Raw genomic sequence first — 24,539 nt, 5'->3', positions numbered from 1 at the left:
TTACTGCTTTTAATAGTGGTGACGACAAGCAATTATGTAAAAGTTATCGTCATCTGCTTTATACACTAATCGATTCTTGTCATCGATTCGTCTTGACCAAAAGCTAGACAGGTTGCCGACTAGTGGCTCCGGCTTTCCAATCCCTTCAAAGGGCGTTCTTTTGGCGGCTTCAATCAACTTATTTAGTTTCTTGAGCGTTTTCTTGTCTTGGGTTTGCCAGTATAGGTAATCTTCCCAAGCATTATCTGTAAATACAATCTTTCGATCATTCGTCATTATTCAATTCTCGAACGGTTGTATTTCCGGCTTCGAGTTGAGCAATAGATTCAGCCAATCTTTCAGCGTTTTTAGGCGAGCTCATAAGGTACAAGGTTTCTTGCATTGAATTAAAATGATCAAGAGACATGACCACTGCATCTTCTGAATCTCGTCTGGTTATTACCGTAACATCAGAATCGTCTACCACTCTATCGAGCACAGACTTAAGGCTATTTCTTGCCTCAGTAAAAGAAACAATATTCATCACTTATTTACCCTGTTGTTTTTGGATATGTTTAATCTTTCAATATACACAGAATAGTTAATCATTCATGAATTAACTATTGTACATGTTCCGCTTGTTGTACATGTTATCTCAGAGATTATACATGATCAACTTATGGTACATGTCACTCATTGTAAATCTGCAGAGTGTTACTGACTCAAAATGCTATTTACTTAAAGATCGGCCCAACGGCGCGAAGTAACCTTGCAGCGCTTGATAAATCTCTTTGCGATGCGTGAGGTCTGGATAGAGAGGGAACATATCCGGTTTGGTCGTGCCATCGACTAAGTAAGAATTCTCGATATCTGAGCAGGACTCAATCGTAGCTTCAAAGGCACGCGCCATCATTTCTGTGGGTAGTGAGAAGTAGCGGGTAGACGTCGCTTTGTCGGCAATAACACTGCGTGCAACGTAGTCGTGTTTATCTAGGTTGTTGTCGCTGAGTAGTGTGGCATCGAACACAGACATCAAACTCTCGTTTAATGGGTGAGGTCGCACCTTTCTATCGTGTAACCAACAGTCACTGGCGAACAAGATTTGCTTACGAGGGCCGGAGGTATCGCCAATCTCAAATGCTTTCTCTGCGATGTAGTGGTCAAATGCATGCCAGAACTCGTGGGCGAGCGCACCAGCTCCTGCATTCTTAGCAAGGGCTAACTCTCTTTGATTTGGTGCGTAGTGTGCTTGTACGCCTTTTCTTCCGCCACTTCCGAAAGCTAAGCCTAATGTGCCGCGAAGGCCAATTGCTTCTGGTGGCAAAGCCAGGATGTAAGCCAAGTCGGCTAACGAGTCGAATATCAGATTCGCGGCTAGCTCTTTCTCTTCTTTCGTTACCCAAGCGCCCACACGAATGCTGCCCATACCGAAGGTCTGTTTGATGTCCATGAATGACACCTGATCGCCATGTCGGTAGTCTGGGCCTTTGCGCGTTTTGTATTTAAAGTGGGTTAACTTCAAAGGGGTCCTTGGAGAAAGAGGTTAGGTGGAAATAAAGGTGTTCGGTGGAAATAAAGATGTTAGATGAGAATTAAGTGGAGCATTCTTATCGGATGCTGACCATTGAACTTTATTCTTTAAACCACACCGTTATGAATAGTATTTATGAACGAAAGTTAGCACCTTTGTGAGTAAATTACCGAACAAAATGAGTTAGATTGTGTTCGAAAGCTTCCCATGAGGTTGGGCTACCTTCGTGGGTCAGTGGAAACAGCGGCTTATTTGGCTTGGCATAGCTTAAACGATGTAGCCTCTGCGTGACATGATAGCTGTCTAGCCCAGAAATAGTGACTAAATCTAACGCTTCTAAATCTAGGTAGCCGTCCGGCATCACGGCACGTTTTGGCGCGTGAATTGTAACAACTTCACCAATCAACATTTGAGTTTGGTTACTTTCAATTGTGATTTGTTCTTTGAAAGCCAAGCCTATTTTCAGAGGACTTTCCAAGACAAACGGAGCAGGGAACACATCATCGTAATAGGACGTGAGACCGACCGCGTTAAACTCTGAGATTGATTTAGGATAACGAGCGGAAGTTTGATGGGCTTTTTGAACAAAGCCCGCACCGATGCTGTTGATGGTGAAATGTTTAGTTTCCAGGATGTTCTCTAATGTATGACGGCGACTTTCTGCAGGTCGGACGATGAAGCCAAACAAGGGGGGATTTGACCCTAGGTGAACCACAGAGCTCACCACAGCAAGATTTTCTAGCCCTTGTTTATCGCAAGTGCCAATAAGGTTAGCGCTTTTGAACCCCGATAAGGAATTAATTAAACGAGCGCGCTCACGTTGATCCATTGCTTGGATATCTTGTCTTGAAAGGGTCATTTCCTTCATATTTTCTCTTCTTCTCACTTTTATTTCGACGACTTGTTCACTAACCAACTCATATTTACGCAGAAGCATCCTTTATCGATCAGCAGAGTGGTTGGTTTGGGCGTGGGCAGCCTGTCTCTTTTATCTCTGCTACTGCACAACGGGCGAGATCCTTTGCATAGATTTACCTATGTTGACGTCGCTTTACATCACGCAAGCTAAAGTAATGATGTCGTCTTTATGAGTGTTAAAAAATGAAATCAGTCCGCAATATCATCTGGGCAATGATTGCCACAATGTCAGCCTTTTGGTTTGCGATGGAACCGCAACTCTTCGCTTCAAACAACGTATTTGAATGGCGCTCTGCCATGATTCAGTACTCGGGTATTTTGTCTCTGATGTTAATGTCCATCACCATGATCTTGGCGATGCGTTTGCCTATGGTTGAGAATTGGCTCAACGGTATGGATAAAGCGTATCGAGTCCACAAATGGTTAGGTATAGGCGGCGTTGCAATGGGTGTGACACACTGGTTGTGGTACCAGATTCCCAAGTGGCTAGTGATGTCTGAAGTGTTGGCTAAGCCTGTTCGACACGATGGTTCAGGCCCTGCAAGAACATTGTCTGGTTGGGAAGCATGGGTCAATGGACTCCACGGCTTTGCTGAAAACATTGGAGAGTGGGGCTTTTACTTATTACTTGTTTTACTGGTGGCGTCGTTGTGGGCGGCAGTGAAATACAAACCGTTTAAACTGTCACATCGTTTTATGTCGGTCGCGTACCTATTGATCGCTTTTCACTCAGTATTACTGCTCAAACATGCCTATTGGGGCGAACCAATTTACTACCTAACAGTGGCATTTGCTTTGGTTGGGTCTGTTGCGGCGATTTACAGTTTATTGGGCTTTGTAGGGCGTCGTAATCGTCACTCTGCTTCTGTCGTTTCCACTCGCTACTTTCCCAAAGCTGAAGTGATGGAGTTAGTGCTAAAGCCAAGTACATCATGGCGAGGACACAAAGCAGGGCAGTTTGCGTACTTACGCTTTGGTAATGAAGATCCTCATCCGTTTACTATTGTGTCAGGTAGCGAAGATTCAGAAGTACGTTTCTTGATTAAAGAGTTGGGTGATTTTACTAATGGGTTAGTTGAGCGAGTAAAGGCGGGCGATGCGGTTACGGTGGAAGGGCCTTATGGTCGACTTGAGTTTGGCCTAAATAAGCCACAAATTTGGATTGCTGGTGGTGTCGGAATAGCGTCGTTTTTTGCAACGCTTGAAGCGCTCAAAACAGAGAAAACTCATCCTCGAATTGAACTGTTTTACTGTACCCGTGGTGTCGATGAGCATTTAGTCGATGAATTATGGCACCTTGCACATCAAGTCGGAGTGAAGCTGAACGTAATAGATACCTTGCACTCTCCGCGATTAAATGCAGAGAGAATCGCGAGTCAATGTGGTGATCTAAACGTTTATGAGTTGTATTTTTGTGGGCCAGAGTTGTTCTCAACCTCGCTTAAAAAAGAACTCGATACGTACAAGTTCAATGTTGACCAAAATTATCACGAAGAGCTGTTTGTGATGCGTTAAAAAGGCCGAATGAGGTATCAATAGCGTCAAGTTTGGCTCTTCGTTGCGGGGCTAAGGCAGCGGTTCGATTTGGTGTTATTGATACTTAACGACAAGCTCTAATTAAAAAGGCAAAAGTTACTCAATTTTTTATTGCAGCGGTTTGCTATTGAGCGATACCATGTACGGCTGTTTTATTGGTAAAGATTGCAAAATGTCAGATGAAAAGCTCGCGCTAGAGTGGATGCGTCAACAAGCGCACAAAATTGATCCGTATGTTATAAATCCATCATTTGATGAATGCGTTGAGTTGCTTGAGCCTGCCTTTAAGAAGGGCAAGAGTGTCGCGCAGCTAAAATATCTATTATCAGAAGCGGATCGCCGAGCTGGCGCTGCCGAGCGTAAACACGCCGCTTTAAAGTTCGCCAAAGAAAAAAGCCCAAAGGCAGGCCAAAACCTTCGCCTTCAAAGCAAGCTTCAACAAGTTCAGTTGGCATTAAAGTTAGCGACGGGCGATAACAACATGACCATATCGCAGTTCTGTTCTGAGTATGATGTCAGTAAGCGAGACGGCAACGAAGCGTGGAATGAAAAGCTGGTTGAGCAGAATAATAAGAAGTAACGCATTCAATACTTCATCGACCTTAGTCTCTCTTCAGCTGAGCTTTAGATCTTGATGGCTGACTGTTGAATTCATACTTTCACTCCAAATATTGATATTCCAAGTGTAGTGCCAGAGCTAGCGACACAAGCTTCAACGACCAGTTATATAAACAGTAATGCTCCGTCTTACATTCAGTTCCATGGAACACTGGATAAGCGAGTGCCTTTAGCGCAAAGCCAGATCCTCAAACAGACTTTGGACAAGTACGGCATTGAGAATCAGCTGTTTATCGAGGAAGGTGTTGGTCATAGTGCTCCAATTTTTGATACCGAGAAGTATGTACCGCATGTGATTGCTTTTTAAAGCGACATTATCCAATCAAATAATCTCTAGTTTTGTGGCGTGAAAACGCGCTAGAAAGCATTCATTGAGCCATTTAAAGCTAAGTTGATCACTAAGGTTCAACTTGGCTTTTTTTAATTGGACGCTTTCATAAGTATCTGGATTCATTTCTAACTTCCACTTTTATGATTCGATCGTCATTTATTAGATCGAAAAAAACCGTGTTCACTTTCGATAATCGAGTTATTCATCAGTTAAAGGTGACGGTTATTGTATGATTCATCACGCTTTGTGCGTAATTGACTCTAGCTTATCGACGACCTTGATAAAGGCTTCAATGTGCGCGAGACACAGTTTTTCGATCATTAATCAATTCCACTTGTGACAAAGTTATCAGAATTATGCACTTTCGGTAACGTTCCCGAAAGTATCGATCTATCATCCAACCAGATACAAAGTATGAAGAGATCAATACAAGTGATTTCTATTTCTTCTTCGATATTAAGCTTGTACATCAAAGTATAAGCTTGAAATGCGCTTACGAATTATTTTGGGAACGTTTGCAGTTTATCCAAAACAATTAACGTGAGAACATCAGAATGAAACTACACACTTTAGCGGTTGCTGTAATAATGGGGCTAATGACTACATCGGTATTAGCAAGTGAAGACGTTGCAGCATTAGAGCAACGCATTAATGAATTAGAACAAAGAGTTGCACAAACGGAGCAGGTCTCCACCGAGGCCAATGAAAAGGCTTCTTCGTTTGAGTTTCACGGCTATGCTCGCTCTGGGTTATTGATCAACGACGATCTCAATGGCGCGACAGGCACTGGACCTTACATGACGGCAGCTGGTGCCATTGGAGCTCCAATTGGACGTCTTGGTGTTGAAGATGATCATTACGTTGAAGCGAACTTGATTCATAAGCGCTTTGCGGATGATGGCTCTAGTGCCTTGTTTCGTATCATGTTAGCCGACAGTACTGAAACAAATAACGAATGGACAGCCAGTGAAAGCCAGTTGAATGTACGACAAGTGTATTCAGAACTGAACCGCCTGAGCATGTTCTCTGAATCTGAAGCGTTTTCTGAAGCAACGTTTTGGGCGGGTAAACGATTCGATCGCGACAACTTTGATATTCACTTTTTCGATTCGGATATTGTCTTCCTGTCAGGCACTGGTGCGGGCGTTTATGACGTTCAGATGAGCGACAACTGGAAAGCGAATTTCTCTATTTATGGCCGAGATTTTGGTGAGATTGATAGCTCATCAACCGATGTAGAAAACTACATTGCAACCATGAATAACCGTATTGGCCAGTGGCAGGTGATGTTGAGCGGCATGACCTCAGCAGACAACGATAGTCGTTTAACTGGCGCAGCTGAAAGCGGTGTACACGCAATGTTTGCGTACCATGGAGACAACTTCTTTGGTGTAAGCGAAGGCTTCTCTAAAACGGGTATGTTAGTGGGTAGCGGCCTTGGTGCAGAGCTAAAAGGCATCGGCTCAAATGGTGATCTGCTGGATGACGCAAAAGCTGTTCGACTGTTTAGCTACGGTGTGACTCGCATTGGCGACAACTGGCGTTTAGCACCTGCATTAATGGCAGAGCATAGCCAAGACCGTCTGAAGAAGAATGACGAGTTCACATGGGCTTCTTTAAACGTTCGATTAGCTCAAGAGTTCACAGAGAACTTTGAGATGGTTTACGAAGGTTCATTGCAGTACATGGATTTGGACAACGCGACCGAGCAAGCGAACGGCGGTTTCTACAAAGCGACAGTTGCACCAACACTAAAGCTTTCAACCAGTACTGGCTTTTTTGACCGACCAGAACTGCGTTTCGCTGTGAGCTATGTGGATTGGAGTGAAGACTTGAATGGTTACTCGATCAGCACTGACGCAGATGCAGCGACAATGGGAGAGGGTGGTGAGGTTCTATTTGCACTGCAGATGGAAACTTGGTTCTAATTGCTTGATATATCGTTTAGATAGAGAGTGTTAATAATGATGTGAAATTCACATCATTAAATGCCAACCTTATCGTTTCAACTCGAAGGTTGGCATTTTTTTATCTTGAGAGCACTTGAACTCTGAAGTAAATCGTTAGCAAGACTCTCGGTCAATGGTGGTGAAGGTCAACACCATCTTACTCATTTCAAAGCCTTTTTTCTCAATACGGTCGAGTAGCAGCTTGGCTCCATTTTCTCCCGCTTTATCAAACGCATAGTTAAACGTAGAAAGCGTTGGCGTACATACTGAAGCGAGCTCATCGTCACCCACACCCAACACCAATATATCCTTTCCTGGAACGAGCCCCGCTTCCTGAATCGCTCTGATCACACCGATTGCAATACGGTCAGTGGCACAGAACAGGCCGTCGAGCTTGGTGTGTTCCTTGAGATACTGTTTCGCCAGCTTGTAGCCAGAATCGATGGTAAAGTCGCCACGGGCGTGAAACTGCAGTGTGAGATCGTTGAATTGAAGTGATTGAGCAAAGCCTTCCGATCTCATCTTATCAACCGCAATATCATCGCCTTGTACGCCAATGAACCCCATGTATTTACAACCCTTCGAGATAAGGCGGTTGCCTGCTTCAAACCCTACACGAGTATCGTCGTGCACAATGCTTGGGATGTTAAACATTGAACCGTCTTGACCAACCAATACCACGGGCACGGCAGAGCTTTGAATCGCTTTGACCAATTGGTTGTCGAGGTGGGTCGCGTACAGGATGATGCCTTCAACACGCTTTTGGTTAAATATCTGAATATATTCAAGTTCTTTGTGGTGTGTTTGGTGCGTGCTCGCTAATAAAACATGCTTGCCCGCTTGCTCTAATACTGCGGTTAAACCGTCGACGCCTTGAGAGGTAGCATGGGAAGAAACCCTAGGAACAATCACGCCAACCAGGTTGGTTTTCTGAGATTTTAGATCTTTAGCGACTTGGTTTGGGAGATAGCCACACTCTTCAACCGCTTTGCGAACTTTAATCTTGGTCGCGTCTTTTACGCCATACTCATCATTGATTACTCTTGAAACCGTCGACTTGGAAACTCCAGCGAGACGAGCGACATCATGAAGACTAGCCATTATAAATCATCCATTATCATTTTAGTTTTGGGATTGTTTGCAAACTGGTCATCAAATTCCCCTGTTTATTAGGAGATTTTAACCCTCTCTTCTCATCCTAGGGAGATAATTTAAAGATCATTCTCACACTATTGAGCAGTTATCTTTGATCATTTGTTATTTCTAGGCAAAAATTTGTTTTGCAAACGTTCCCGAAAATTCAAAGGCTCAAATGATAATCCAATGGGGTATGTAATGAATTATCCAAAAATAGCAAAAGAGCTGCTCACTCTATTAGGTGGTAAAAGCAATATCACTGCACTCGCACATTGTGCGACTCGTCTGCGTCTTGCTGTCGCAGACCAAGATAAAATTGATGAACAGGCGATTGATAACCTAGAAGGGGTCAAAGGCCAGTTTAAAGTAGCCGGTCAATATCAAATCATCTTTGGTTCAGGCATCGTCAATCAAGTTTATGCAGAGATGGCAAAGCTGACTGAGATGACTGAGATGTCGACTAACGATGTGGCGTCTGCAGGAGCTGAAAACCAAAACATCATACAGCGCGCGGTTAAAGGCCTGTCTGATATTTTTGTACCAATCATTCCTGCGATTGTAGCTGGTGGTTTGTTGATGGGTATCTACAACCTGTTGACGGCTCAAGGTTTGTTCATTGATGGTAAATCTTTAATTGACGCTAACCCGGGTTTGACCGACCTAGCAAACATGATCAACACATTTGCTAATGCACCTTTTGTGTACTTACCTATTTTATTAGCATTCTCAGCGAGCAAGAAATTTGGTGGTAACCCATACCTTGGCGCGGCTTTAGGTATGTTGATGGTTCACCCAGACCTTCTTAACGGTTGGGGCTTCGGTGGCGCATCGGTGGCAGGCAATATTCCGGTTTGGAACATTCTAGGCTTCGAGATAGAGAAGGTTGGCTATCAAGGTTCTGTACTGCCAGTTCTCGTTTCTGCGTTTATTCTCGCGAAAATCGAACTTGGCCTGCGTAAAGTCGTGCCTTCAGTTCTGGATAACTTGCTAACGCCGCTACTGGCTATCTTTGTGACAGGCTTACTCACATTCACAGTTGTTGGTCCATTGACTCGTGATATCGGCTTCTTGTTGGGTGACGGTCTGAACTGGCTATACAACAGTGCGGGCTTTATTGGTGGTGCGGTATTTGGCTTGATTTATGCGCCATTCGTTATCACAGGCATGCACCATAGCTTTATCGCTATAGAAACCCAATTATTAGCGGACATTGCAGTAACGGGTGGTACGTTTATTTTCCCTATCGCGGCTATGTCTAACGTGTCACAAGGGGCGGCGGCACTGGCTGTTGGTTTCATGACTCGCGATACAAAAATGAAGAGTATCGCTATTCCTTCTGGTGTGACGGGACTACTTGGTATTACAGAGCCTGCAATGTTCGGTGTGAACTTGAAGCTTCGCTATCCATTCATTGCTGCGGTTTGTGCCGCTGCGGTTTCAAGCGCATTCATCACCATGTTTAATGTGAAAGCACAAGCGCTCGGTGCTGCTGGTATTCCAGGTATCATCTCAATATCACCAGAAAAAATCGGTTACTACGTGGTCGGCATGATTATCGCGTTCGTGACTGCCTTTGCATTGACCGTTGTTTTAGGCCTGCGCGAGCGTAATAAACAAAACATTAAAGCAACGGCTTAACGTTTCTCCCTAGAAGTGAAGTCCCCCTTTTCACTTCATTTCCTAAGCTTTGGGGTGCTAGCTAGGTGATTTGGCTTAGCTAGCCTTTTTATATTTTTACATGACAGCGTGAAGTGTCACCTTGCTTTCGGTTGTCATGATTTTCAGTTTTAAGGTAAGAAAGATGAATCAAGTTTGGGTAACTGGAGACGCTGTTGTCGACCTCATTCCGGAGACAGATAAGACATTGTTGAAATGTCCGGGTGGTGCTCCTGCTAATGTCGCGGTAGCGATTTCTCGTCTTTTAGGCAAAAGCGCCTTTTTCGGCCGAGTGGGTAACGACCCGTTTGGCACATTTATGGAAGTGACTTTGCAAAACGAAGGTGTGAATGCCGAACGTTTGGTGAAAGATCCTGAGCAGCGTACGTCAACTGTGGTGGTGGACCTTGATGACCAAGGCGAACGCAGTTTTACGTTTATGGTGAAGCCAAGTGCAGACCAGTTTATGTCTGTGGATGACATTCCTGAATTTAAGAAAAACGAATGGCTACACGTCTGTTCAATCTCTCTGGCTAATGAGCCAAGTCGAAGCAGTACCTTTGAAGCCATCCGACGCATGAAAGCAGCTGGTGGTTACATCAGCTTCGATCCAAACCTTCGCGATGAAGTGTGGCAAGATCCATCTGAAATCAAGCCTGTGGTAATGAAAGCGGTTGAGTTGGCGGATGTGGTTAAATTCTCTGAAGAAGAGTTGGATTTCTTAACCGGTTCAACTTCGATGGAGCAAGGTTTGGCTCATATTGCAGATCTTAACAACACGCTTGTTCTGGTTACACAGGGTGCGAAAGGTGTTTGGCGAGTATTTGAAAAGCAAGGTGTGTTGATGTCAGGTAGTTCAGTGACGCCAGTGGATACTACAGGGGCAGGCGATGCTTTTGTTGGCGGCTTGCTTGCAAAGCTTTCTCAACATGATGAGTGGAACAATCAACAAGTCGTCGACTCTGCAATTCAGTGGGCGAATGGTTGTGGTGCACTGGCGACAACGCAAAAAGGCGCAATGACCGCACTTCCAACGCAAGAAGCTCTAACTCAGTTTATTCAAAAAAACTCTTCAAATACGAATGCCGTAGAGGAGAGTGTATGAGTTTGAACTCGAACTGGACAGTAGAGCAAAGATATCGTCGTATAGAAGATATTTCTCAAGAGAGTATTGATGCGATGGTAGAGCTTCGCAAACAAGACTCTGGCTATCCAAGCTACCATGTTGCGCCTAAGTTTGGCCTGCTCAATGACCCAAATGGCTTGTGTTTCTTTAATGGAGAGCACCACTTATTTTATCAGTGGACGCCGGTTGGTCCTGTCCATGGCATGAAGTATTGGTACCACCTTTCAACCAAAGACTTCGTTCATTTCGAAGACCACGGCATAGGCCTACACCCGGACCAAGATTACGATTCTCACGGTGTTTATTCTGGTGGCGCATTGGTTGAAAACGGCAATGCATTGTTGTTTTTTACAGGTAACAAGCGCGATGGAAATTGGTTGCGAGTGCCAACTCAATGTTTTGCCAAGATGTCTGCTGACGGCAAAATAGAAAAGCACGGCGTGGTTATCGAAAACGATCACTACACCGAACATTTCCGAGACCCAAAAGTGTGGAAACAGGGCGGCGATTATCTGATGGTTGTGGGTGCTCAAACGCCTCAAAATACTGGCTCTATGGCGCTATATTGCAGCCGAGACCTGATGAATTGGCAGCACAAAGGTCCAATTCAAACTCGTTACAACAACCTTGGCTATATGTGGGAATGCCCAGATTTCTTTGAAATAGAGAATCAGTCGGTGATGCTGTTTTCTCCACAAGGTGTGTCTAGCGAAAATCCATACGATTTCAAAAATATCTACTCGGTGGCTTATATCGTCGGTGACCGCCTAAATCTCGATTCGGTAGAACTGGAAAACCACCAAGATATTGCGCAGCCAGATTATGGCTTCGATTTCTATGCACCACAGACTTATTTAGATGATACAGGCCGCCGTATTCTGATTGCTTGGATTGGTCTACCTGAGATTAATACACCATCTAATGAGTATCAGTGGGCGGGCATGTTGTCGTTACCACGCGAACTTCAAATCCAAGATGGCTATCTTGTTCAGTCTGCTTTACCTGAATTGAAAGCGCTACAGGGTGAAGCTGTGGTGGTTGAAAATGCTCTTGAATTGGATACAACCAGCTTCATGGTTGAGCTCGAAACTGATACTGACGAGTTTGAGTTTACACTTGCTAACGTTGCGGGTGATAACATCGTGTTCAGTGCTACAGAAAAGGAGTTCATGCTTGATCGCAGTAAGATGTCTCAGCTCTACGCGGAAGAGTTTGGCTCAGTGAGAAAAGCACCGAGGTTGAGCACCAAGCAAATCATCGAGGTTTATGTTGATAAGTCAGTGATCGAAATCTTTATCAATGGCGGTAAGCACACAATGACCAGCCGTTTCTTCATTGATGACTTGAGTTCATTGTCGATGACTGGTGACGTGAACACCGTTTATCACTCGATGAACCCAATTAAAGGGTTGGACAACTAACCTCCGCTTATCTCCATCAAGAAAGCCGCTGATCAACAGCGGCTTTTGTTTGGTCTGCGACATCACTATTGTGCTAACTCTTTGACCTTGTCCATTCCCCGTAGCCCTGAATCTCAAGTCCATTTAGAACAAACAACCAACGCTAAGGTCGAATGTTATTGAAACTGACCTTCTGCGTTCCGTCATCTTTATTCAATAGCTCCACCACATCGCCTTGATAGTAATACGGTTCCATTGGCATCTCGCTGTTGGTCGGCCTTGCGTAATGCAATACTGCTGGCTTCGCGTCAACTTGCTGTGCGTATAGATAGCCAATCAGCGCATGTTCAAACTGGTGATAACCGTTGCCCCAATGGAAAGCTTTGGTGCGTTTTGGGTCAAGCCCGACACCACCGTATTTATGGTCGACCCATACATCATGAAAGGTCGGTAGGGTGTATTGCAGGACGTCTTTCATTGAACCATCGACAAGCGAAACCGTCATGGCTGCTTGATCAAGCTCCGCCCACTCCCATGATGACGCCCAATTTGTGTTTGGTCTGCTTTGCCAGCCAGTTATCTCTTGTCCTTTCCACGCTTTCTGAAGTTCTTCGCCATAATATTGGGATACACTCACGAAATTTTTCTGATATTGCGCATGAACGAGAGTGTGTTTCATCCCTTTGATGCCAAACTCTTTCCATTCAGAGTTATTCAATGTTTGGCCTGTAAGGTAAGTCATCCAATACGCTTTGATGGTGTGCCCAAAATCGTTGTGATTAGCATTCGGCATCTTGGCGGCTTTGCTGTGAATGGCCCCGTAGAAGCGTTGTTCATCTTCAGAGTGGTAGTGCTCGACCATGGTTTGTGTCAGCCAACTTAGATCATCAAGCCATCTTGTCTTGGTGGGCTCTTTTAGCAGGGGAGCGACTAACAGCATGTAACCGTTAATCTGATCAAGTTGCGCGACCAGTTCACGCTGTGTGGCTTTGCCATCTTCACCATCCGCAAGTACCCAAGCAAGACCGCTGTTGTCGCTAAGTCGATATTTATCAAAGATAAAAGCTTGTTGTGCGATGAGTGCTTCTTCTACCTTTTTGTCTTGAGTCAGGTAGTAGTACATGGCAAGGCCAACTAATGCATACGCTTGATCTTGAGAAGTACGCTGCTGCCAATTTTGGCCTACTTTTCCCTCTTTTGTGTAGCCGATAAAGCCGCCGTTTTGCTTATCTTCTAGCTGATCAATGATGTAGTAGGCTCCTTGCTTGGCAAGCGCTAAAGCCTGCTTATCGCCACTAAGGTGGTAGAGCACGCCATAGGCATAAGTTTGACGTGACTTCATCCGCGTAAACTCTTTGCCAAAGTGTGGCGTGATCCAGCCTTTGTTTAGTTCATGGCACACATCAGAAACATCGAGCAAGGTACCGTCATCACAGCGGAAAGTAGGGAAGTTTCCTACCGGTTCTCCTTGAGCGCTAGGCATTAACCAATAAGGTGCAAGCCCTTCAGTCGCATGGTTGAGCCACTCTTCTCCAGAAGGAAGATGGACGTAGGCAGATACGGCGAAGCTAGTAACACTGAGTAATGCGATCGTTGCTCGTAACATGATGTTTATCTTAACTATTTGAATTTCGTTGAATATAAACAATCACACCTGCACATTGTGATTAGGCGATCACAATCGACCAAATTAATAAGGTTTAGATAAAAGCTCACAGACTAGTGAGCTTTGGAAGGGTGTCTTGTATTTTATACTGGCTTGCCCGCCTCATCTTCTTCAACCACATCGGTTTCTAAGCTTGCCTCTGCCAGCCATTTTTGTATTGATGGACTGTTAAGCACACGTTGTTGATACTGCGATGCCTTTTCGGAAAGTTGTATTCCATAGGTTTCTACGCGCAATGCGACGGGTGCAAACATCGCATCGGCAATCGACCATTCACCAAATAACCATCCCTCTGGGTATTGTTCCATTTGTGCAGACCATATTGCATCAATACGAGCGATGTCTTTCAGTGCGTCTTCACTCAGTGTGAGCTTTCGTTGTGCGCGGCAGTTCATCGGCATTTCATTTCTGACGGCAAAGAACCCAGAGTGCATCTCGGCGGAAATTGCTCGGGCATGGGCGCGTTCTTTCACTGAGCTAGGCCACGCTGCATCGTCCAAATAGGCATCGTTAACGTATTCGAGAATCGCCAATGAATCCCACACCGCAACATTACCATCAACTAGGGTTGGAACCTTGGCCGTTGGCGTCACTTTCGCCAGAGTGTCGTAAAAATCAGAGGTGAACAGCTTGAGCTTGATGACTTCTGCATTCAGGTTGTAGTTGTCGAATATTAGCCATGCGCGCAGTGACCAAGTTGAGTAGTTCTGGTTTCCAATATAAAGCTGCATCGTTGCTTCCTTGCGTTTGGTGGGCATGCATTTGAGATTAGGGGATTGTATTGCGGCGCACTAACGGATAATTTTGATGCAATACATTAACAAAAACGATGGGTGGTGATTTCAATATGGATATTGATGCTTTGCGAGGCTTTCTCGCGTTTGTAGAAACCAGTAGTTTCACTCGTGCAGCGAAACAGATAAATCGCACCCAATCGGCATTCAGTGCTCAGATGCGTAAGTTGGAAGAAGAACTCAACGTCACTCTTTTCCAGAAAGAAGGACGTAATTTAATACTGACTGAAGCTGGCTTAGCGCTGCGATCTCATGCCGAACAGTTGGTCGCCCTTCACAATACCGCACTTAAGCAAGTAAAGCGTTACGAAGACAAACAACCTCTGCGACTCGGCTGCCCTGAAGACTACAATGACACCATTCTGCCGAAAGTGATTCGCCTGTTGCAGAAAGCAGAACCCACCTGTTCAATCCAAATATTCAGCCTGCCCAGCATTACGCTGAGAGAGTGGTTGGATGACGGCAGGCTTGATGCGGCGATTGTCACCCGAGCGCCCGATAGTGAAGAGGGTTACTGGCTCACTCATGATATCGGAGTATGGATAAGCAGCCCTGATTATGTGTTCGATGAGTCTAAACCAGTCCCACTAGCCTTGTTTCAGACCGATTGTAAGTACCACGCAGCGGCAGTGAATGGCTTAACCAAGCAGGGCACGCCTTATCAGTTATTGGCGTGTAGCAATACTGCTTCAGCGCAGCGAGCGATCGTTAAAGCTGGATTAGCCATTGGCGCGATGGGTAAGCTGAGCGTGACTTCAGATTTGAGAATCCTCGATGATATGCCACCGTTGCCTTCGGTCGATATTGTGCTGATCCTAGCGACCAAGCATCACCCGGTATTGGATAAAGAAGTGCTCAATCAACTTGTGGAGTTGGATTCTGAGTAGCTTAGATTCCTTTTCCTACTATAGAATCCCCAAGCTCTTTAGCTTTCGGTAAATGGTATTGCGGCTGATACCGAGTATTCTCGAAGTCTTACTTATGTTGCCTTGGTTGGCTTGATAGGTTTGCAGCAAGGTTTCTTCAACGGTACTTCTTAAATCGTTACTCGCTGTACCTTTGGTGGTATTAGGAGGCGTGAGTTGATGCTGATTATCGTGTGCTAATGACGTGAGATGTTGAGCAAGGTGGCTGGGCACATGCTCGAGTGTGAGTTGGGGTTCATCACTTGCTAATAGAGCAGCAACCTTAAGTAAGTTGTCTAATTCGCGGATATTACCCGGCCAAGAATAGGCGCACAGTAAGCTCATCAAGTGCGGGCAGATTGTCTGTTCGTCTTCGGCGTATTTACGATGAATGTGCTCGATTAAAGCGTGCTTGTCTTGTCGGTGTTGTAGGCTTGGCAAGGTGAAGGCTAAGCCATTGAGTCTGTAATACAGGTCTTGCCTAAACTCACCTGTTGCGACTAACTGCTCGAGGTTTTTGTGAGTTGCAGCGATGATCTGACAATCGACTTGATAGCTTTGATTAGAACCAACTGGCACCACGGATTTGTCTTGCAGAACATGCAGTAGTCGGCACTGAGCTTCTAAAGGCATGTCGGCGATCTCATCTAGAAATAGAATCCCTTTATCTGCTTGACGGATCTTACCTTGGAAGCCCTTGTGGCTTGCTCCCGTAAAGGCGCCCGGCGCGTAACCAAACAGTTCAGATTCGATAAGGTCTTTAGGCAGCGCGCCACAATTTACCGCTACCAAGGGCGAAGACTTACGCTGGCTTTGCTTGTGCAGCGCTTTAACAAACTCGCCTTTGCCAACTCCTGTTTCTCCTAAGATCAACAAACTGATCCCTTTATCGATTACCTTGTTGGCTTGCTGCCAAGCGTGTTCGATTTGTTGCTCGCCATGGTGCAAATCACACGATGCTGAAATGGAGCGCGTGCGTTTGGTGGTTGGTTGGTTGTTTGAGGTGTTGTTTCTCAAATACAAAAGGCGTGTCTAATGAGGTTCGGTTGAAGAGGGTATCGATACTCTCACCGACGATCGAGGTTTGATCCAATAGTTGAGAGGCGACCTGATTGTGTGCCACCACCTCCCCAGCTTCATTGGCTATTACAATCCCTTGCCAACCACTGTGTAATAACGATTTCTCACATGCGAGGTCGATGCGAGTGGTGCCTTGTGGGATGTGGCTCAGTAGCTGCACCGAACTGTCGTGCTGTTGCTGCTCACTGGTAATGTCCAATACGCCAACCATGTTCCCTTGGTGATCAAACACAGGGCTTGCTGAACAGCTGATAAATCGATGCTGGTGGATGAAGTGCTGCTCACCAATGATGGTCACGGGTTTAGCTTCAACAATCGCGGTGCCAATCGCGTTGGTGCCCTTAAGTTGTTCCTGCCAACACGCTCCTGAGCTGAGTGCAATTGATGTCAGCTTCTCCTTAAACCGCTCCTGTCCCCAACTCGCCAGAATCACCCCTTCAATATCGGTCAGAATCAAACGACTGTCGGTACGAGCAAACATCTGATTAAACAAAGGCAGCGCATTGCGTTCGACGATGTGGATCAAGTCAGCCGATTGATGACGTCGCTGCTTAAGAATCGATTGTGGTAGGCGAATGTCTTCAGGAAGTCGTCTCTGTTTTAGACCCGCTTCTGTGCTGCGGTGCCAAGAGGACGAAAGCCAATCTGAGGTGTTTGCTTGTTGAAGGTGCATGACTGTTCCATGTCGTAACAGTGAGGGTGTACCAATTTGGAACAGTTGAACACTGGAGTGGTTTCCATACGTCCGTTCAATGCCAACTCACTTTGGGTTGTAAACGTTTGGTAATCATAGTTTTACAATTTATTAACAACAAGTTTTGAAGTTCTGGCGTGTGATTTGCGTTGTTACTGTTGTGAAGAAAACACGAAGTATCAGTGTTTTAAACAGAAAGCATAAACATGGGCGTCTCGCCATGAGTTCTTTTCTCAAGGGGAGCCGCCACAAAAATAAGACAGCTCTAGCTCAATAACGAATATCAAATCGAAGAAGGATCTAACTATGATTTACGCACAGCCGGGTAGTGACAACGCAGTGGTGAACTTTAAAGCTCAATACGATAACTTTATCGGTGGCGAGTGGGTGAAGCCTGTCAGCGGCGAGTATTTTGATAACACTTCCCCAGTGAATGGTCAGGTGTATTGCCAAGTGGCACGTTCAACAGAGGCAGACATTAGCTTGGCACTCGATGCGGCGCATGCGGCTCGTGCTAGTTGGGCTGCGACCAGTGTGACAGAACGTTCCAATATCCTACTTAAAATTTCCGATCGCATTGAAGCGCACCTAGAAGAAATCGCGGTGGCGGAGACGTGGGAAAACGGCAAGCCTGTGCGTGAAACTCTAGCGGCAGACATCCCGTTAGTTGTTGACCACTTCCGTTACTTTGCAGGCTGTATTCGGGCGCAAGAAGGCAGCGCAGCCGAGCTAGATTCAAACACCGCGAGCTACCACTTCCCAGAACCCATCGGTGTGGTGGGGCAGATCATTCCTTGGAACTTCCCGATTTTAATGGCGGCTTGGAAATTGGCGCCAGCACTGGCTGCGGGTTGCTGTGTTGTGATGAAGCCAGCGGAGCAAACACCGACATCGATCTTAGTGATGATGGAGAAGATCGCTGATCTTCTACCTGCAGGCGTAGTCAACATCGTCAATGGTTTTGGTAACGAAGCGGGTCAAGCGTTAGCAACCAGCGATCGTTTAGCGAAATTGGCCTTTACCGGTTCGACAGAAGTCGGTCACCACATCTTGAAATGTGCGGCTGAAAGCTTGATTCCATCAACGGTTGAGCTTGGCGGTAAGTCTCCAAATATCTATTTCCCAGACATCTTTAACCATGAAGACGAATACCTTGATAAGTGTGTCGAAGGCATGTTGCTGGCGTTCTTCAACCAAGGTGAAGTGTGTACCTGTCCATCACGTGTGCTGATCCATGAATCGGTGTACGACAAGTTCATCGCCAAGGTGGTCGAGCGTGCTCAAACTATTAAACAAGGTAACCCGCTAGATACTGATACTCAGGTTGGCGCACAAGCTTCAAAAGAGCAGTTCGATAAGATTCTGAGCTACCTAGAAATCGGTCGCCAAGAAGGCGCTAAAGTGCTGACAGGTGGCGAAGTTGCGCAGCAATCTGATGATCTCGGTAATGGTTATTACATCCAGCCAACCATGCTGGAAGGGCACAACAAGATGCGTGTATTCCAAGAGGAGATCTTCGGCCCTGTTATCGCGGTGACGACGTTTAAAGACGAAGCTGAAGCGCTAGAGATTGCCAACGATACCGAATATGGCTTGGGTGCAGGTGTATGGACGCGTGATGCAAACCTAGCGTATCGCATGGGTCGCAACATTGAAGCTGGACGTATTTGGGTGAACTGCTACCACGCTTATCCAGCTCATGCCGCGTTTGGTGGTTACAAGAAGTCGGGCATCGGCCGTGAGACACATAAGATGATGCTCGATCACTACCAAAATACTAAGAACCTGTTGATCAGCTACGATACTAACCCACTAGGATTTTTCTAAAATAGATAGGTTCTAGAACAGTCTATTAGGAAGTCACTAGCAACGAGATGGCTTAAACAATACAAGTAAAATGAAAAGCAAAACGCCAAGTTCTTATGAGCTTGGCGTTTTTATATTTGAATCGCTCTAGTTTTGCGAAAAGAAGATCTCGGGCTTGTGGACTGGGCCATAGTTGCCTTCTAACTGAGTGAGTTCTAATCCTTGTTTGCCTATCAAAGAGCCGACTAACTGGCGGTTGAACGGGTAGCTGTCGGGGTTGTTAATGTACTCTTCAACATCAATCCATTTAGCTTCTGCAATTTCATCTGTGTCTTGAATCGCAATCTCTTGAGTTTGAGCGATAAGGTGACAAACAAAGTAGAGGTTAGACTTTCCGAATTGATACGGGTGTCTCGTCGCCATGCCAACCACAGAAACGAACGTTGCCTCGATACCGGTTTCTTCCAAGGTTTCACGAACCACCGATTCTTCAATGCCTTCACCCAACTCAATATGACCGCCCGGTAATTTGTAACCCGTCATGCCGTGCTCTTTGATCATCAGAACTTGATTGTGTTCGTTAGTGATTAACGCACCAGCACCCAAGGTGTGGGTCGGAATGAAAGGCACAAACTCTACAATCTCGGATTTGTGGATCAGCGTAATCTCGTCTTCTAAGCAGTTGTGAAACACAAAGCCAAGCTCAGTCGCCACCGGAATAAGGTGCGAGAGTGAAATAGGTAAGCTAATCCAAATAATGCCTTTGCTATTCTGCTTTGAAAATTCGGTGATCTCGCTGAGTTCGGCATTGAATGAGTCAACATCGTGAGGGGCTGTTGCTGGGTCAATGATGATGCCGTTAAATTTGTCGAGCGTAAATTCCACGGGTGATCCTTTATTATTTTGATTTATTGGGCGTCGAGCATGGTCTGAGCTTATCGTATCTAAAGAGCTTATAACACCTTGAGAGCAAGGGCAGCAGTGAATCAAAAGTAGGCAATGCAGTTTATGTCGAACGGGTCGGGATAAGTGGAGGGTGTTGCTAGAAACAAAAACTGCGCTTGGAAGCCAAAGCGCAGTTTTAAAATGAGGTTTATTGCAGTTCGATTTTAACGAATATAGTTCGCGTTAATACTCACGTACCAGTGTTGAAGCTTGCCATCAGATTTCTTGATCCACAAATCGTTGGTGTAGCTATCAATCTTGCCGTTAACCGTAAGGTTGAATGTGTTCTCGTCGAATTCGCCAAGCTTCACGAACTGGTCCGTGGTAATCAGGAATGGGTCCATGTCGTCTACACCAACCACATCTGAAATCACATAGTAGTGGTAAGTCAGCGGCTTGCTCGCATCATTCGGGTTGCTGCGATACGCAACAAGCTTGAATGGTTCCGTTAATGGAACGTCGAGCGTTTGCTTGTCCATGGTCGCTGGAATTGGAATAAACAGCCAAGCGGTAAACAGACCGCTCAATAAAACCATCAGGAAGAAAAGAGTCTTAATTGCTTTCATAGCAACCTTCAAAATATGGGGGATGTTAATGGGGCTATGGTAACTAGGGAGAGTAAAGATGCAAGCTCTGTTATTACCCTATCTTATCTCAGCTTAATCTAGCGCAAAGAAAGCGGTTCGGTTAACTCGAAATGTAAACACGAGTGCTTAACTCTTGATTATGGCTTAAGAGAATTCGTTATTTGAACCAATCTTGGTTTTTAACCAGTCTCTCGAAACAAGGCGAAGAACTGTCGCGAAATGACCTATATAGATAAAATTCAGTACGATAAGAATAGCGCATGAATATTTTTTGAGCGTTTTCTTATGCATTTAAATCCACGGTTAAGTGGCGAATACCATTCTTATGTCGATCACTCATTTCGTATCGATTGTTCACTTGGCTCCAATCCATTTGGCGCACCAGAAATTCCTGAACATGTGATCAAAGATATTATCTACGGTATTGATAAGTACTATTGCCACAGGGAGCTTTCGGAGCTGACTTATCTGACTCGCCAGTTTATTGGGATTGAAGATTGTCGTATTACGTACACCACGGGCTCTCTTGGGGCGCTAGAACTTATCTTCAATAAACTTATCGATCACAACAATCGCACCATGATAGGCATTGGCCCTCAGTTTGTTGAAGCAGTATCAGAGTTCACTTTGGTGGGCGGGAAGTACCAGTCCATCAACATGTTTGATTATCAAAACGAGTCGGATCTGTTCGGTGTGTTGGCATCAAAAATAAGCAGTCAAAATCCTGCCTTGGTGTATATCGATAATCCCAACAACCCAACGGGTCGAATATACGACAGAGCTTATCTGGTCGAGATAGCGAGAGTATGTGAGCGTTCTGGCGCTATTTTGATTGTCGACGAGGCATATGGTGAATACCTGACCCCTGAGCAGTCTATGCTCGATCAGACCTTAGTCTTGGACAACTTAATAGTTTTACGAACCTTTTCTAAAGGTTTAGGGCTCGCTGGGATTCGACTCGGTTACTTAGCCAGCAGTGAAAACCTGACTTCTGCAATCGAAGCTGCGGTGAGTGTGTTTACGCCGACTTACCCCTCAATAAAAATCGCATCGGCGACCTTACCCAATGCAAAACACTTCTTAGAAATGAACCGCAGCAAAACTGAATACTTTAAGCAGCAAATGATCGGCTTGTTGTCTGAGAACAATATTGAGGTGGTTGGCACGTCAATATCGACGCCCATTATGTTGTTGAAAAAGAGAGGAACTCACCTTTCAAAGCTATTTGAGAGTATCGGTATTAAGACATGTTCGGGTGTCGATTTTGCTATTACGTGCGACGCGATGACTGAAGAGTATGTTCGATTACGAATTGTTGGCAATGATATAGATTTAGAAGCGTTAAAGCAGCGTATTAAGCAGTTATAAAAGCAACCGTTATAAAATCAGTAGGCATAAAAAAGCCCGCACCTTGCGTTTACAAAGTGCGGGCTAAATTCATCTGGCTACTTGTTTAAGTAAGCAGCGTGGAACTCAATGTGTTCATCAATAAAGCTAGAGATGAAGTAGTAGCTGTGGTCGTAACCAGGCTGCATACGTAGATCTAAATCGGCATTGGTTACCTTAGCGGCTTCGACTAATTGCTCAGGTTTAAGCTGTTCAATCAGGAAGTTATCGGCTTCACCTTGGTCGACCAACATTGGCAGTTTAGTGCCTTTGGTTTTTAGAAGCTCAGAGGCATCGTAGTGTTTCCACTCTTCAATATCCAAGCCTAGGTATTGGTTGAAGGCTTTTTGTCCCCAAGGGCATTGCATTGGGTTGGTGATTGGGCTGAATGCAGAGATAGAACGGTAGCTATCTTCGTTTTTAATGCCAATCGTTAGGGCACCATGTCCGCCCATGCTGTGACCAGAAATCGATTTTACGGATGTAACAGGGAAGAACGACTCAATTAATGCAGGGAGCTCTGTTACCACGTAATCGTACATGTGGTAATGGCTGTCCCATGGCGCTTGAGTGGCATTCACATAGAAGCCTGCACCTTGGCCGAGATCGTAATTTTCATCGTCGGCAACACCTTCGCCACGTGGGCTAGTGTCTGGTGCAACAATCGCGATGCCTTGCTCAGCCGCGGCTTTGAAAGCGCCGGCTTTTTGCATGAAGTTTTCATCGGTACAGGTTAAGCCTGACAACCAATACAAAACAGGAACTGGGTTTTCTTTGCTTGCGTTAGGTGGCAAGAAAATCGCAAAACGCATGTTGCAGTCAAGCGTTGCAGAAAAGTGGGTGTATTGTTTGTGCCAACCACCAGCAACCTTTGCTTGGCTAATGTTTTCGATTGTCATCTATTGTGCTCCGTTAGGTTGATGGTTTGGGAGTAAATTTGTCTATATTACATAAAGTTTCACCACCCACCGGGCAGGAGGTGGTGAAGACAGTTTGTTGCTATTCATTTGTAGCTGTGGCCTCGATGCTCGAAAGAATCGAGGCCAAGATGTGTTACTTATCCATGTGTAGAACAGTACGGATAGATTCACCTTTGTGCATTAGGTCGAATGCTTCGTTTACGTCTTGCAGACCCATTGTGTGAGTGATGAACTCTTGAAGGCCAAACTCACCCGCCATGTAACGGTTTACGATTTCTGGAAGCTCAGAGCGGCCTTTAACACCACCGAAAGCAGAGCCACGCCATACACGACCAGTCACTAGTTGGAATGGACGAGTTGCGATCTCTTGGCCTGCACCCGCAACACCAATGATGACAGATTCGCCCCAACCTTTGTGACAGCACTCAAGTGCTTGACGCATCACGTTTACGTTACCGATACACTCGAAAGAGTACTCAACACCACCGTCTGTCATCTCAACGATAACGTCTTGGATTGGCTTGTCGAATTTAGTTGGGTTGATGCAGTCAGTCGCGCCAAGCTGTTTTGCTAGCTCGAATTTGCTCTCGTTGATATCAACACCGATGATGCGGTCAGCACCAGCCATGCGAGCACCAATGATTGCAGAAAGACCGATACCACCTAGGCCGAATACAGCAACGTTGTCGCCTTTTTCAACTTTAGCTGTGTTAAGTACCGCGCCCATACCCGTAGTTACACCACAACCTAGAAGACAAACTTCTTCAAGTGGTGCTTCTTTGCTTACTTTCGCTAGAGATATTTCTGGAAGTACTGTGTACTCAGAGAAAGTAGAGCAACCCATGTAATGGAAAATTGTTTCGCCATTGATAGAGAAGCGGCTTGTACCGTCTGGCATTAGGCCTTTACCTTGCGTTTCACGAACCGCTTGGCATAGGTTAGTTTTACCAGATTTACAGAACTTACATTCGCCACATTCAGCTGTGTAAAGTGGGATAACGTGGTCGCCAATCTCAACACTTGTAACGCCTTCGCCGATCATCTCAACGATACCACCACCTTCGTGACCAAGAATTGAAGGGAAGATACCTTCTGGATCGTCACCTGATAATGTGAATGCGTCAGTGTGACAAACACCAGTAGCAACGATGCGAACTAGAACCTCACCAGCTTTAGGAAGTTGTACATCAACTTCTTCCATTTTTAGTGGCTCGCCAGCTGCCCATGCAACCATTGCTTTTGATTTGATATGCGTTTGACCAGGTTTAATTTCGATTGTCATTGGATGTTTCCTATATATGTCAGTACAGCGGATAACCGTGCAATTAGCTTCAACCCGTTAAGCGTAGTTGAGCTTAATTGTTTCCGCTCTCTCGTTTTGTTGGAGCTAGTATAGGTGTGAGTGCATGTTTTGATAATCCCCTTAAATAGAAAATGATTATTACTTATTTGTAATAATAGAGCATTTAGGTTCCTCGTGTTAACCGAAAGTCACACTTAAGAATTTTTAAGGTACGTCATAATATTTGCTTACTGAAAATCACATGAATTGGAAATAAAACTACAATATTCTGA

At 45.3% G+C, this 24,539-nt stretch carries 21 protein-coding genes and 1 pseudogene; 10 read left to right on the top strand and 12 right to left on the bottom strand.

The window, feature by feature from the left end; translation table 11 throughout:
* Positions 1 to 9: 9 nt before the first annotated feature.
* The 4 genes from AB6D06_RS01755 to AB6D06_RS01740 form a co-directional block, all read right to left on the bottom strand.
* On the bottom strand, positions 10 to 276 hold the full coding sequence (locus tag AB6D06_RS01755; protein WP_017061615.1) for a Txe/YoeB family addiction module toxin: 267 nt from the start codon (positions 274 to 276) through the stop codon (positions 10 to 12).
* The gene (locus AB6D06_RS01750) at positions 266 to 523 is read right to left on the bottom strand and encodes a type II toxin-antitoxin system Phd/YefM family antitoxin (protein WP_017061616.1); all 258 of its coding nucleotides are present in this window, start codon (positions 521 to 523) and stop codon (positions 266 to 268) included. Before AB6D06_RS01750 ends, AB6D06_RS01755 begins: the two co-directional genes overlap by 11 nt.
* Before the next feature lie 186 nt (positions 524 to 709).
* The gene (locus AB6D06_RS01745) at positions 710 to 1,501 is read right to left on the bottom strand and encodes a CLCA_X family protein (protein WP_102445681.1); all 792 of its coding nucleotides are present in this window, start codon (positions 1,499 to 1,501) and stop codon (positions 710 to 712) included.
* Positions 1,502 to 1,676: 175 nt separating this feature from the next.
* Positions 1,677 to 2,378: a flavin reductase family protein gene (locus tag AB6D06_RS01740; RefSeq protein ID WP_102463091.1), complete on the bottom strand. Its 702-nt coding sequence runs from the start codon at positions 2,376 to 2,378 to the stop codon at positions 1,677 to 1,679.
* 233 nt (positions 2,379 to 2,611) lie between these two features.
* On the opposite strand from AB6D06_RS01740, the gene AB6D06_RS01735 reads away from it, so the two are divergent.
* The 4 genes from AB6D06_RS01735 to AB6D06_RS01720 all read left to right on the top strand — a co-directional run bounded on the left by AB6D06_RS01735 (position 2,612) and on the right by AB6D06_RS01720 (position 6,841).
* On the top strand, positions 2,612 to 3,943 hold the full coding sequence (locus AB6D06_RS01735) for a ferric reductase-like transmembrane domain-containing protein (protein WP_372109859.1): 1,332 nt from the start codon (positions 2,612 to 2,614) through the stop codon (positions 3,941 to 3,943).
* Positions 3,944 to 4,136: 193 nt separating this feature from the next.
* Positions 4,137 to 4,544: a hypothetical protein gene (locus AB6D06_RS01730; protein ID WP_102456263.1), complete on the top strand. Its 408-nt coding sequence runs from the start codon at positions 4,137 to 4,139 to the stop codon at positions 4,542 to 4,544.
* A 108-nt stretch (positions 4,545 to 4,652) separates the two neighbouring features.
* Positions 4,653 to 4,889: a prolyl oligopeptidase family serine peptidase gene (locus AB6D06_RS01725; RefSeq protein ID WP_372109858.1), complete on the top strand. Its 237-nt coding sequence runs from the start codon at positions 4,653 to 4,655 to the stop codon at positions 4,887 to 4,889.
* Positions 4,890 to 5,467: 578 nt separating this feature from the next.
* Positions 5,468 to 6,841 (top strand): carbohydrate porin, encoded by a 1,374-nt coding sequence (locus AB6D06_RS01720; protein WP_017076939.1) that lies wholly within the window; start codon positions 5,468 to 5,470, stop codon positions 6,839 to 6,841.
* 135 nt (positions 6,842 to 6,976) lie between these two features.
* Here AB6D06_RS01720 and AB6D06_RS01715 read toward each other — a convergent pair whose 3' ends face one another.
* Positions 6,977 to 7,963 carry a LacI family DNA-binding transcriptional regulator gene (locus AB6D06_RS01715; RefSeq protein ID WP_108093605.1) on the bottom strand — a complete coding sequence of 329 codons (987 nt, stop codon included), beginning with the start codon at positions 7,961 to 7,963 and terminating at the stop codon, positions 6,977 to 6,979.
* Positions 7,964 to 8,197: 234 nt separating this feature from the next.
* On the opposite strand from AB6D06_RS01715, the gene AB6D06_RS01710 reads away from it, so the two are divergent.
* The 3 genes from AB6D06_RS01710 (at position 8,198) to AB6D06_RS01700 (ending at position 12,202) form a co-directional block, all read left to right on the top strand.
* Positions 8,198 to 9,637, top strand: coding sequence for a sucrose-specific PTS transporter subunit IIBC (locus AB6D06_RS01710; RefSeq protein WP_017076937.1), 1,440 nt, complete (start codon positions 8,198 to 8,200; stop codon positions 9,635 to 9,637).
* Positions 9,638 to 9,800: 163 nt separating this feature from the next.
* On the top strand, positions 9,801 to 10,760 hold the full coding sequence (locus AB6D06_RS01705) for an aminoimidazole riboside kinase (RefSeq protein WP_017076936.1): 960 nt from the start codon (positions 9,801 to 9,803) through the stop codon (positions 10,758 to 10,760).
* The gene (locus tag AB6D06_RS01700) at positions 10,757 to 12,202 is read left to right on the top strand and encodes a sucrose-6-phosphate hydrolase (protein ID WP_372109857.1); all 1,446 of its coding nucleotides are present in this window, start codon (positions 10,757 to 10,759) and stop codon (positions 12,200 to 12,202) included. Before AB6D06_RS01705 ends, AB6D06_RS01700 begins: the two co-directional genes overlap by 4 nt.
* Positions 12,203 to 12,344: 142 nt before the next feature.
* On the opposite strand, the gene AB6D06_RS01695 is transcribed toward AB6D06_RS01700, so the two are convergent.
* Both AB6D06_RS01695 and AB6D06_RS01690 read right to left on the bottom strand, forming a co-directional pair.
* Positions 12,345 to 13,787, bottom strand: coding sequence for an N-acylglucosamine 2-epimerase (locus tag AB6D06_RS01695; protein WP_372109856.1), 1,443 nt, complete (start codon positions 13,785 to 13,787; stop codon positions 12,345 to 12,347).
* A gap of 143 nt (positions 13,788 to 13,930) precedes the next feature.
* Positions 13,931 to 14,578, bottom strand: coding sequence for a glutathione S-transferase family protein (locus AB6D06_RS01690; protein WP_372109855.1), 648 nt, complete (start codon positions 14,576 to 14,578; stop codon positions 13,931 to 13,933).
* A 98-nt stretch (positions 14,579 to 14,676) separates the two neighbouring features.
* Here AB6D06_RS01690 and AB6D06_RS01685 point away from each other — a divergent pair, with 98 nt between their 5' ends.
* The gene (locus AB6D06_RS01685; protein WP_371724915.1) at positions 14,677 to 15,528 is read left to right on the top strand and encodes a LysR family transcriptional regulator; all 852 of its coding nucleotides are present in this window, start codon (positions 14,677 to 14,679) and stop codon (positions 15,526 to 15,528) included.
* 18 nt (positions 15,529 to 15,546) lie between these two features.
* Here the strand turns inward: AB6D06_RS01685 and AB6D06_RS01680 are convergent.
* Positions 15,547 to 17,299 (bottom strand): annotated as a pseudogene (locus AB6D06_RS01680) (sigma-54-dependent Fis family transcriptional regulator).
* Positions 17,300 to 17,626: 327 nt separating this feature from the next.
* Here AB6D06_RS01680 and AB6D06_RS01675 point away from each other — a divergent pair.
* The gene (locus AB6D06_RS01675; RefSeq protein WP_137002175.1) at positions 17,627 to 19,147 is read left to right on the top strand and encodes an aldehyde dehydrogenase family protein; all 1,521 of its coding nucleotides are present in this window, start codon (positions 17,627 to 17,629) and stop codon (positions 19,145 to 19,147) included.
* Between the two features lie 126 nt (positions 19,148 to 19,273).
* On the opposite strand, the gene AB6D06_RS01670 is transcribed toward AB6D06_RS01675, so the two are convergent.
* Both AB6D06_RS01670 and AB6D06_RS01665 read right to left on the bottom strand, forming a co-directional pair.
* Positions 19,274 to 20,011 carry an NUDIX domain-containing protein gene (locus AB6D06_RS01670; protein WP_102398053.1) on the bottom strand — a complete coding sequence of 246 codons (738 nt, stop codon included), beginning with the start codon at positions 20,009 to 20,011 and terminating at the stop codon, positions 19,274 to 19,276.
* A gap of 224 nt (positions 20,012 to 20,235) precedes the next feature.
* On the bottom strand, positions 20,236 to 20,637 hold the full coding sequence (locus AB6D06_RS01665; RefSeq protein WP_017061631.1) for a hypothetical protein: 402 nt from the start codon (positions 20,635 to 20,637) through the stop codon (positions 20,236 to 20,238).
* 306 nt (positions 20,638 to 20,943) lie between these two features.
* Here AB6D06_RS01665 and AB6D06_RS01660 point away from each other — a divergent pair, with 306 nt between their 5' ends.
* Positions 20,944 to 22,026, top strand: a complete 1,083-nt coding sequence (locus AB6D06_RS01660) for a pyridoxal phosphate-dependent aminotransferase (RefSeq protein WP_017061632.1) — start codon at positions 20,944 to 20,946, stop codon at positions 22,024 to 22,026.
* 77 nt (positions 22,027 to 22,103) lie between these two features.
* Here AB6D06_RS01660 and fghA read toward each other — a convergent pair whose 3' ends face one another.
* Positions 22,104 to 22,943, bottom strand: coding sequence for an S-formylglutathione hydrolase (gene fghA / locus AB6D06_RS01655; RefSeq protein WP_017061633.1), 840 nt, complete (start codon positions 22,941 to 22,943; stop codon positions 22,104 to 22,106).
* A gap of 154 nt (positions 22,944 to 23,097) precedes the next feature.
* Positions 23,098 to 24,246, bottom strand: a complete 1,149-nt coding sequence (locus tag AB6D06_RS01650) for an S-(hydroxymethyl)glutathione dehydrogenase/class III alcohol dehydrogenase (protein ID WP_017064961.1) — start codon at positions 24,244 to 24,246, stop codon at positions 23,098 to 23,100.
* Positions 24,247 to 24,539 lie beyond the last annotated feature (293 nt).

It is taken from the genome of Vibrio sp. 10N.239.311.G01, from assembly GCF_041465805.1.
Lineage (GTDB): Bacteria > Pseudomonadota > Gammaproteobacteria > Enterobacterales > Vibrionaceae > Vibrio > Vibrio crassostreae_C.
Note: the sequence above shows the minus strand (reverse complement) of the source record. Positions and strands in the feature narration are given on the sequence as shown.

Bases quoted from the DNA above. Each gene is read 5' to 3' on its own strand.
- AB6D06_RS01720 (WP_017076939.1), top strand. From the start codon at position 5,468: ATGAAACTACACACTTTAGCGGTTGCTGTAATAATGGGGCTAATGACT.
- AB6D06_RS01675 (WP_137002175.1), top strand. From the start codon at position 17,627: ATGATTTACGCACAGCCGGGTAGTGACAACGCAGTGGTGAACTTTAAA.
- AB6D06_RS01730 (WP_102456263.1), top strand. From the start codon at position 4,137: ATGTCAGATGAAAAGCTCGCGCTAGAGTGGATGCGTCAACAAGCGCAC.
- AB6D06_RS01685 (WP_371724915.1), top strand. From the start codon at position 14,677: ATGGGTGGTGATTTCAATATGGATATTGATGCTTTGCGAGGCTTTCTC.
- fghA (WP_017061633.1), bottom strand. From the start codon at position 22,943: ATGACAATCGAAAACATTAGCCAAGCAAAGGTTGCTGGTGGTTGGCAC.
- AB6D06_RS01690 (WP_372109855.1), bottom strand. From the start codon at position 14,578: ATGCAGCTTTATATTGGAAACCAGAACTACTCAACTTGGTCACTGCGC.
- AB6D06_RS01750 (WP_017061616.1), bottom strand. From the start codon at position 523: ATGAATATTGTTTCTTTTACTGAGGCAAGAAATAGCCTTAAGTCTGTG.
- AB6D06_RS01715 (WP_108093605.1), bottom strand. From the start codon at position 7,963: ATGGCTAGTCTTCATGATGTCGCTCGTCTCGCTGGAGTTTCCAAGTCG.
- AB6D06_RS01735 (WP_372109859.1), top strand. From the start codon at position 2,612: ATGAAATCAGTCCGCAATATCATCTGGGCAATGATTGCCACAATGTCA.
- AB6D06_RS01740 (WP_102463091.1), bottom strand. From the start codon at position 2,378: ATGAAGGAAATGACCCTTTCAAGACAAGATATCCAAGCAATGGATCAA.
- AB6D06_RS01665 (WP_017061631.1), bottom strand. From the start codon at position 20,637: ATGAAAGCAATTAAGACTCTTTTCTTCCTGATGGTTTTATTGAGCGGT.
- AB6D06_RS01695 (WP_372109856.1), bottom strand. From the start codon at position 13,787: ATGTTACGAGCAACGATCGCATTACTCAGTGTTACTAGCTTCGCCGTA.
- AB6D06_RS01705 (WP_017076936.1), top strand. From the start codon at position 9,801: ATGAATCAAGTTTGGGTAACTGGAGACGCTGTTGTCGACCTCATTCCG.
- AB6D06_RS01755 (WP_017061615.1), bottom strand. From the start codon at position 276: ATGACGAATGATCGAAAGATTGTATTTACAGATAATGCTTGGGAAGAT.
- AB6D06_RS01700 (WP_372109857.1), top strand. From the start codon at position 10,757: ATGAGTTTGAACTCGAACTGGACAGTAGAGCAAAGATATCGTCGTATA.
- AB6D06_RS01660 (WP_017061632.1), top strand. From the start codon at position 20,944: ATGCATTTAAATCCACGGTTAAGTGGCGAATACCATTCTTATGTCGAT.
- AB6D06_RS01650 (WP_017064961.1), bottom strand. From the start codon at position 24,246: ATGACAATCGAAATTAAACCTGGTCAAACGCATATCAAATCAAAAGCA.
- AB6D06_RS01710 (WP_017076937.1), top strand. From the start codon at position 8,198: ATGAATTATCCAAAAATAGCAAAAGAGCTGCTCACTCTATTAGGTGGT.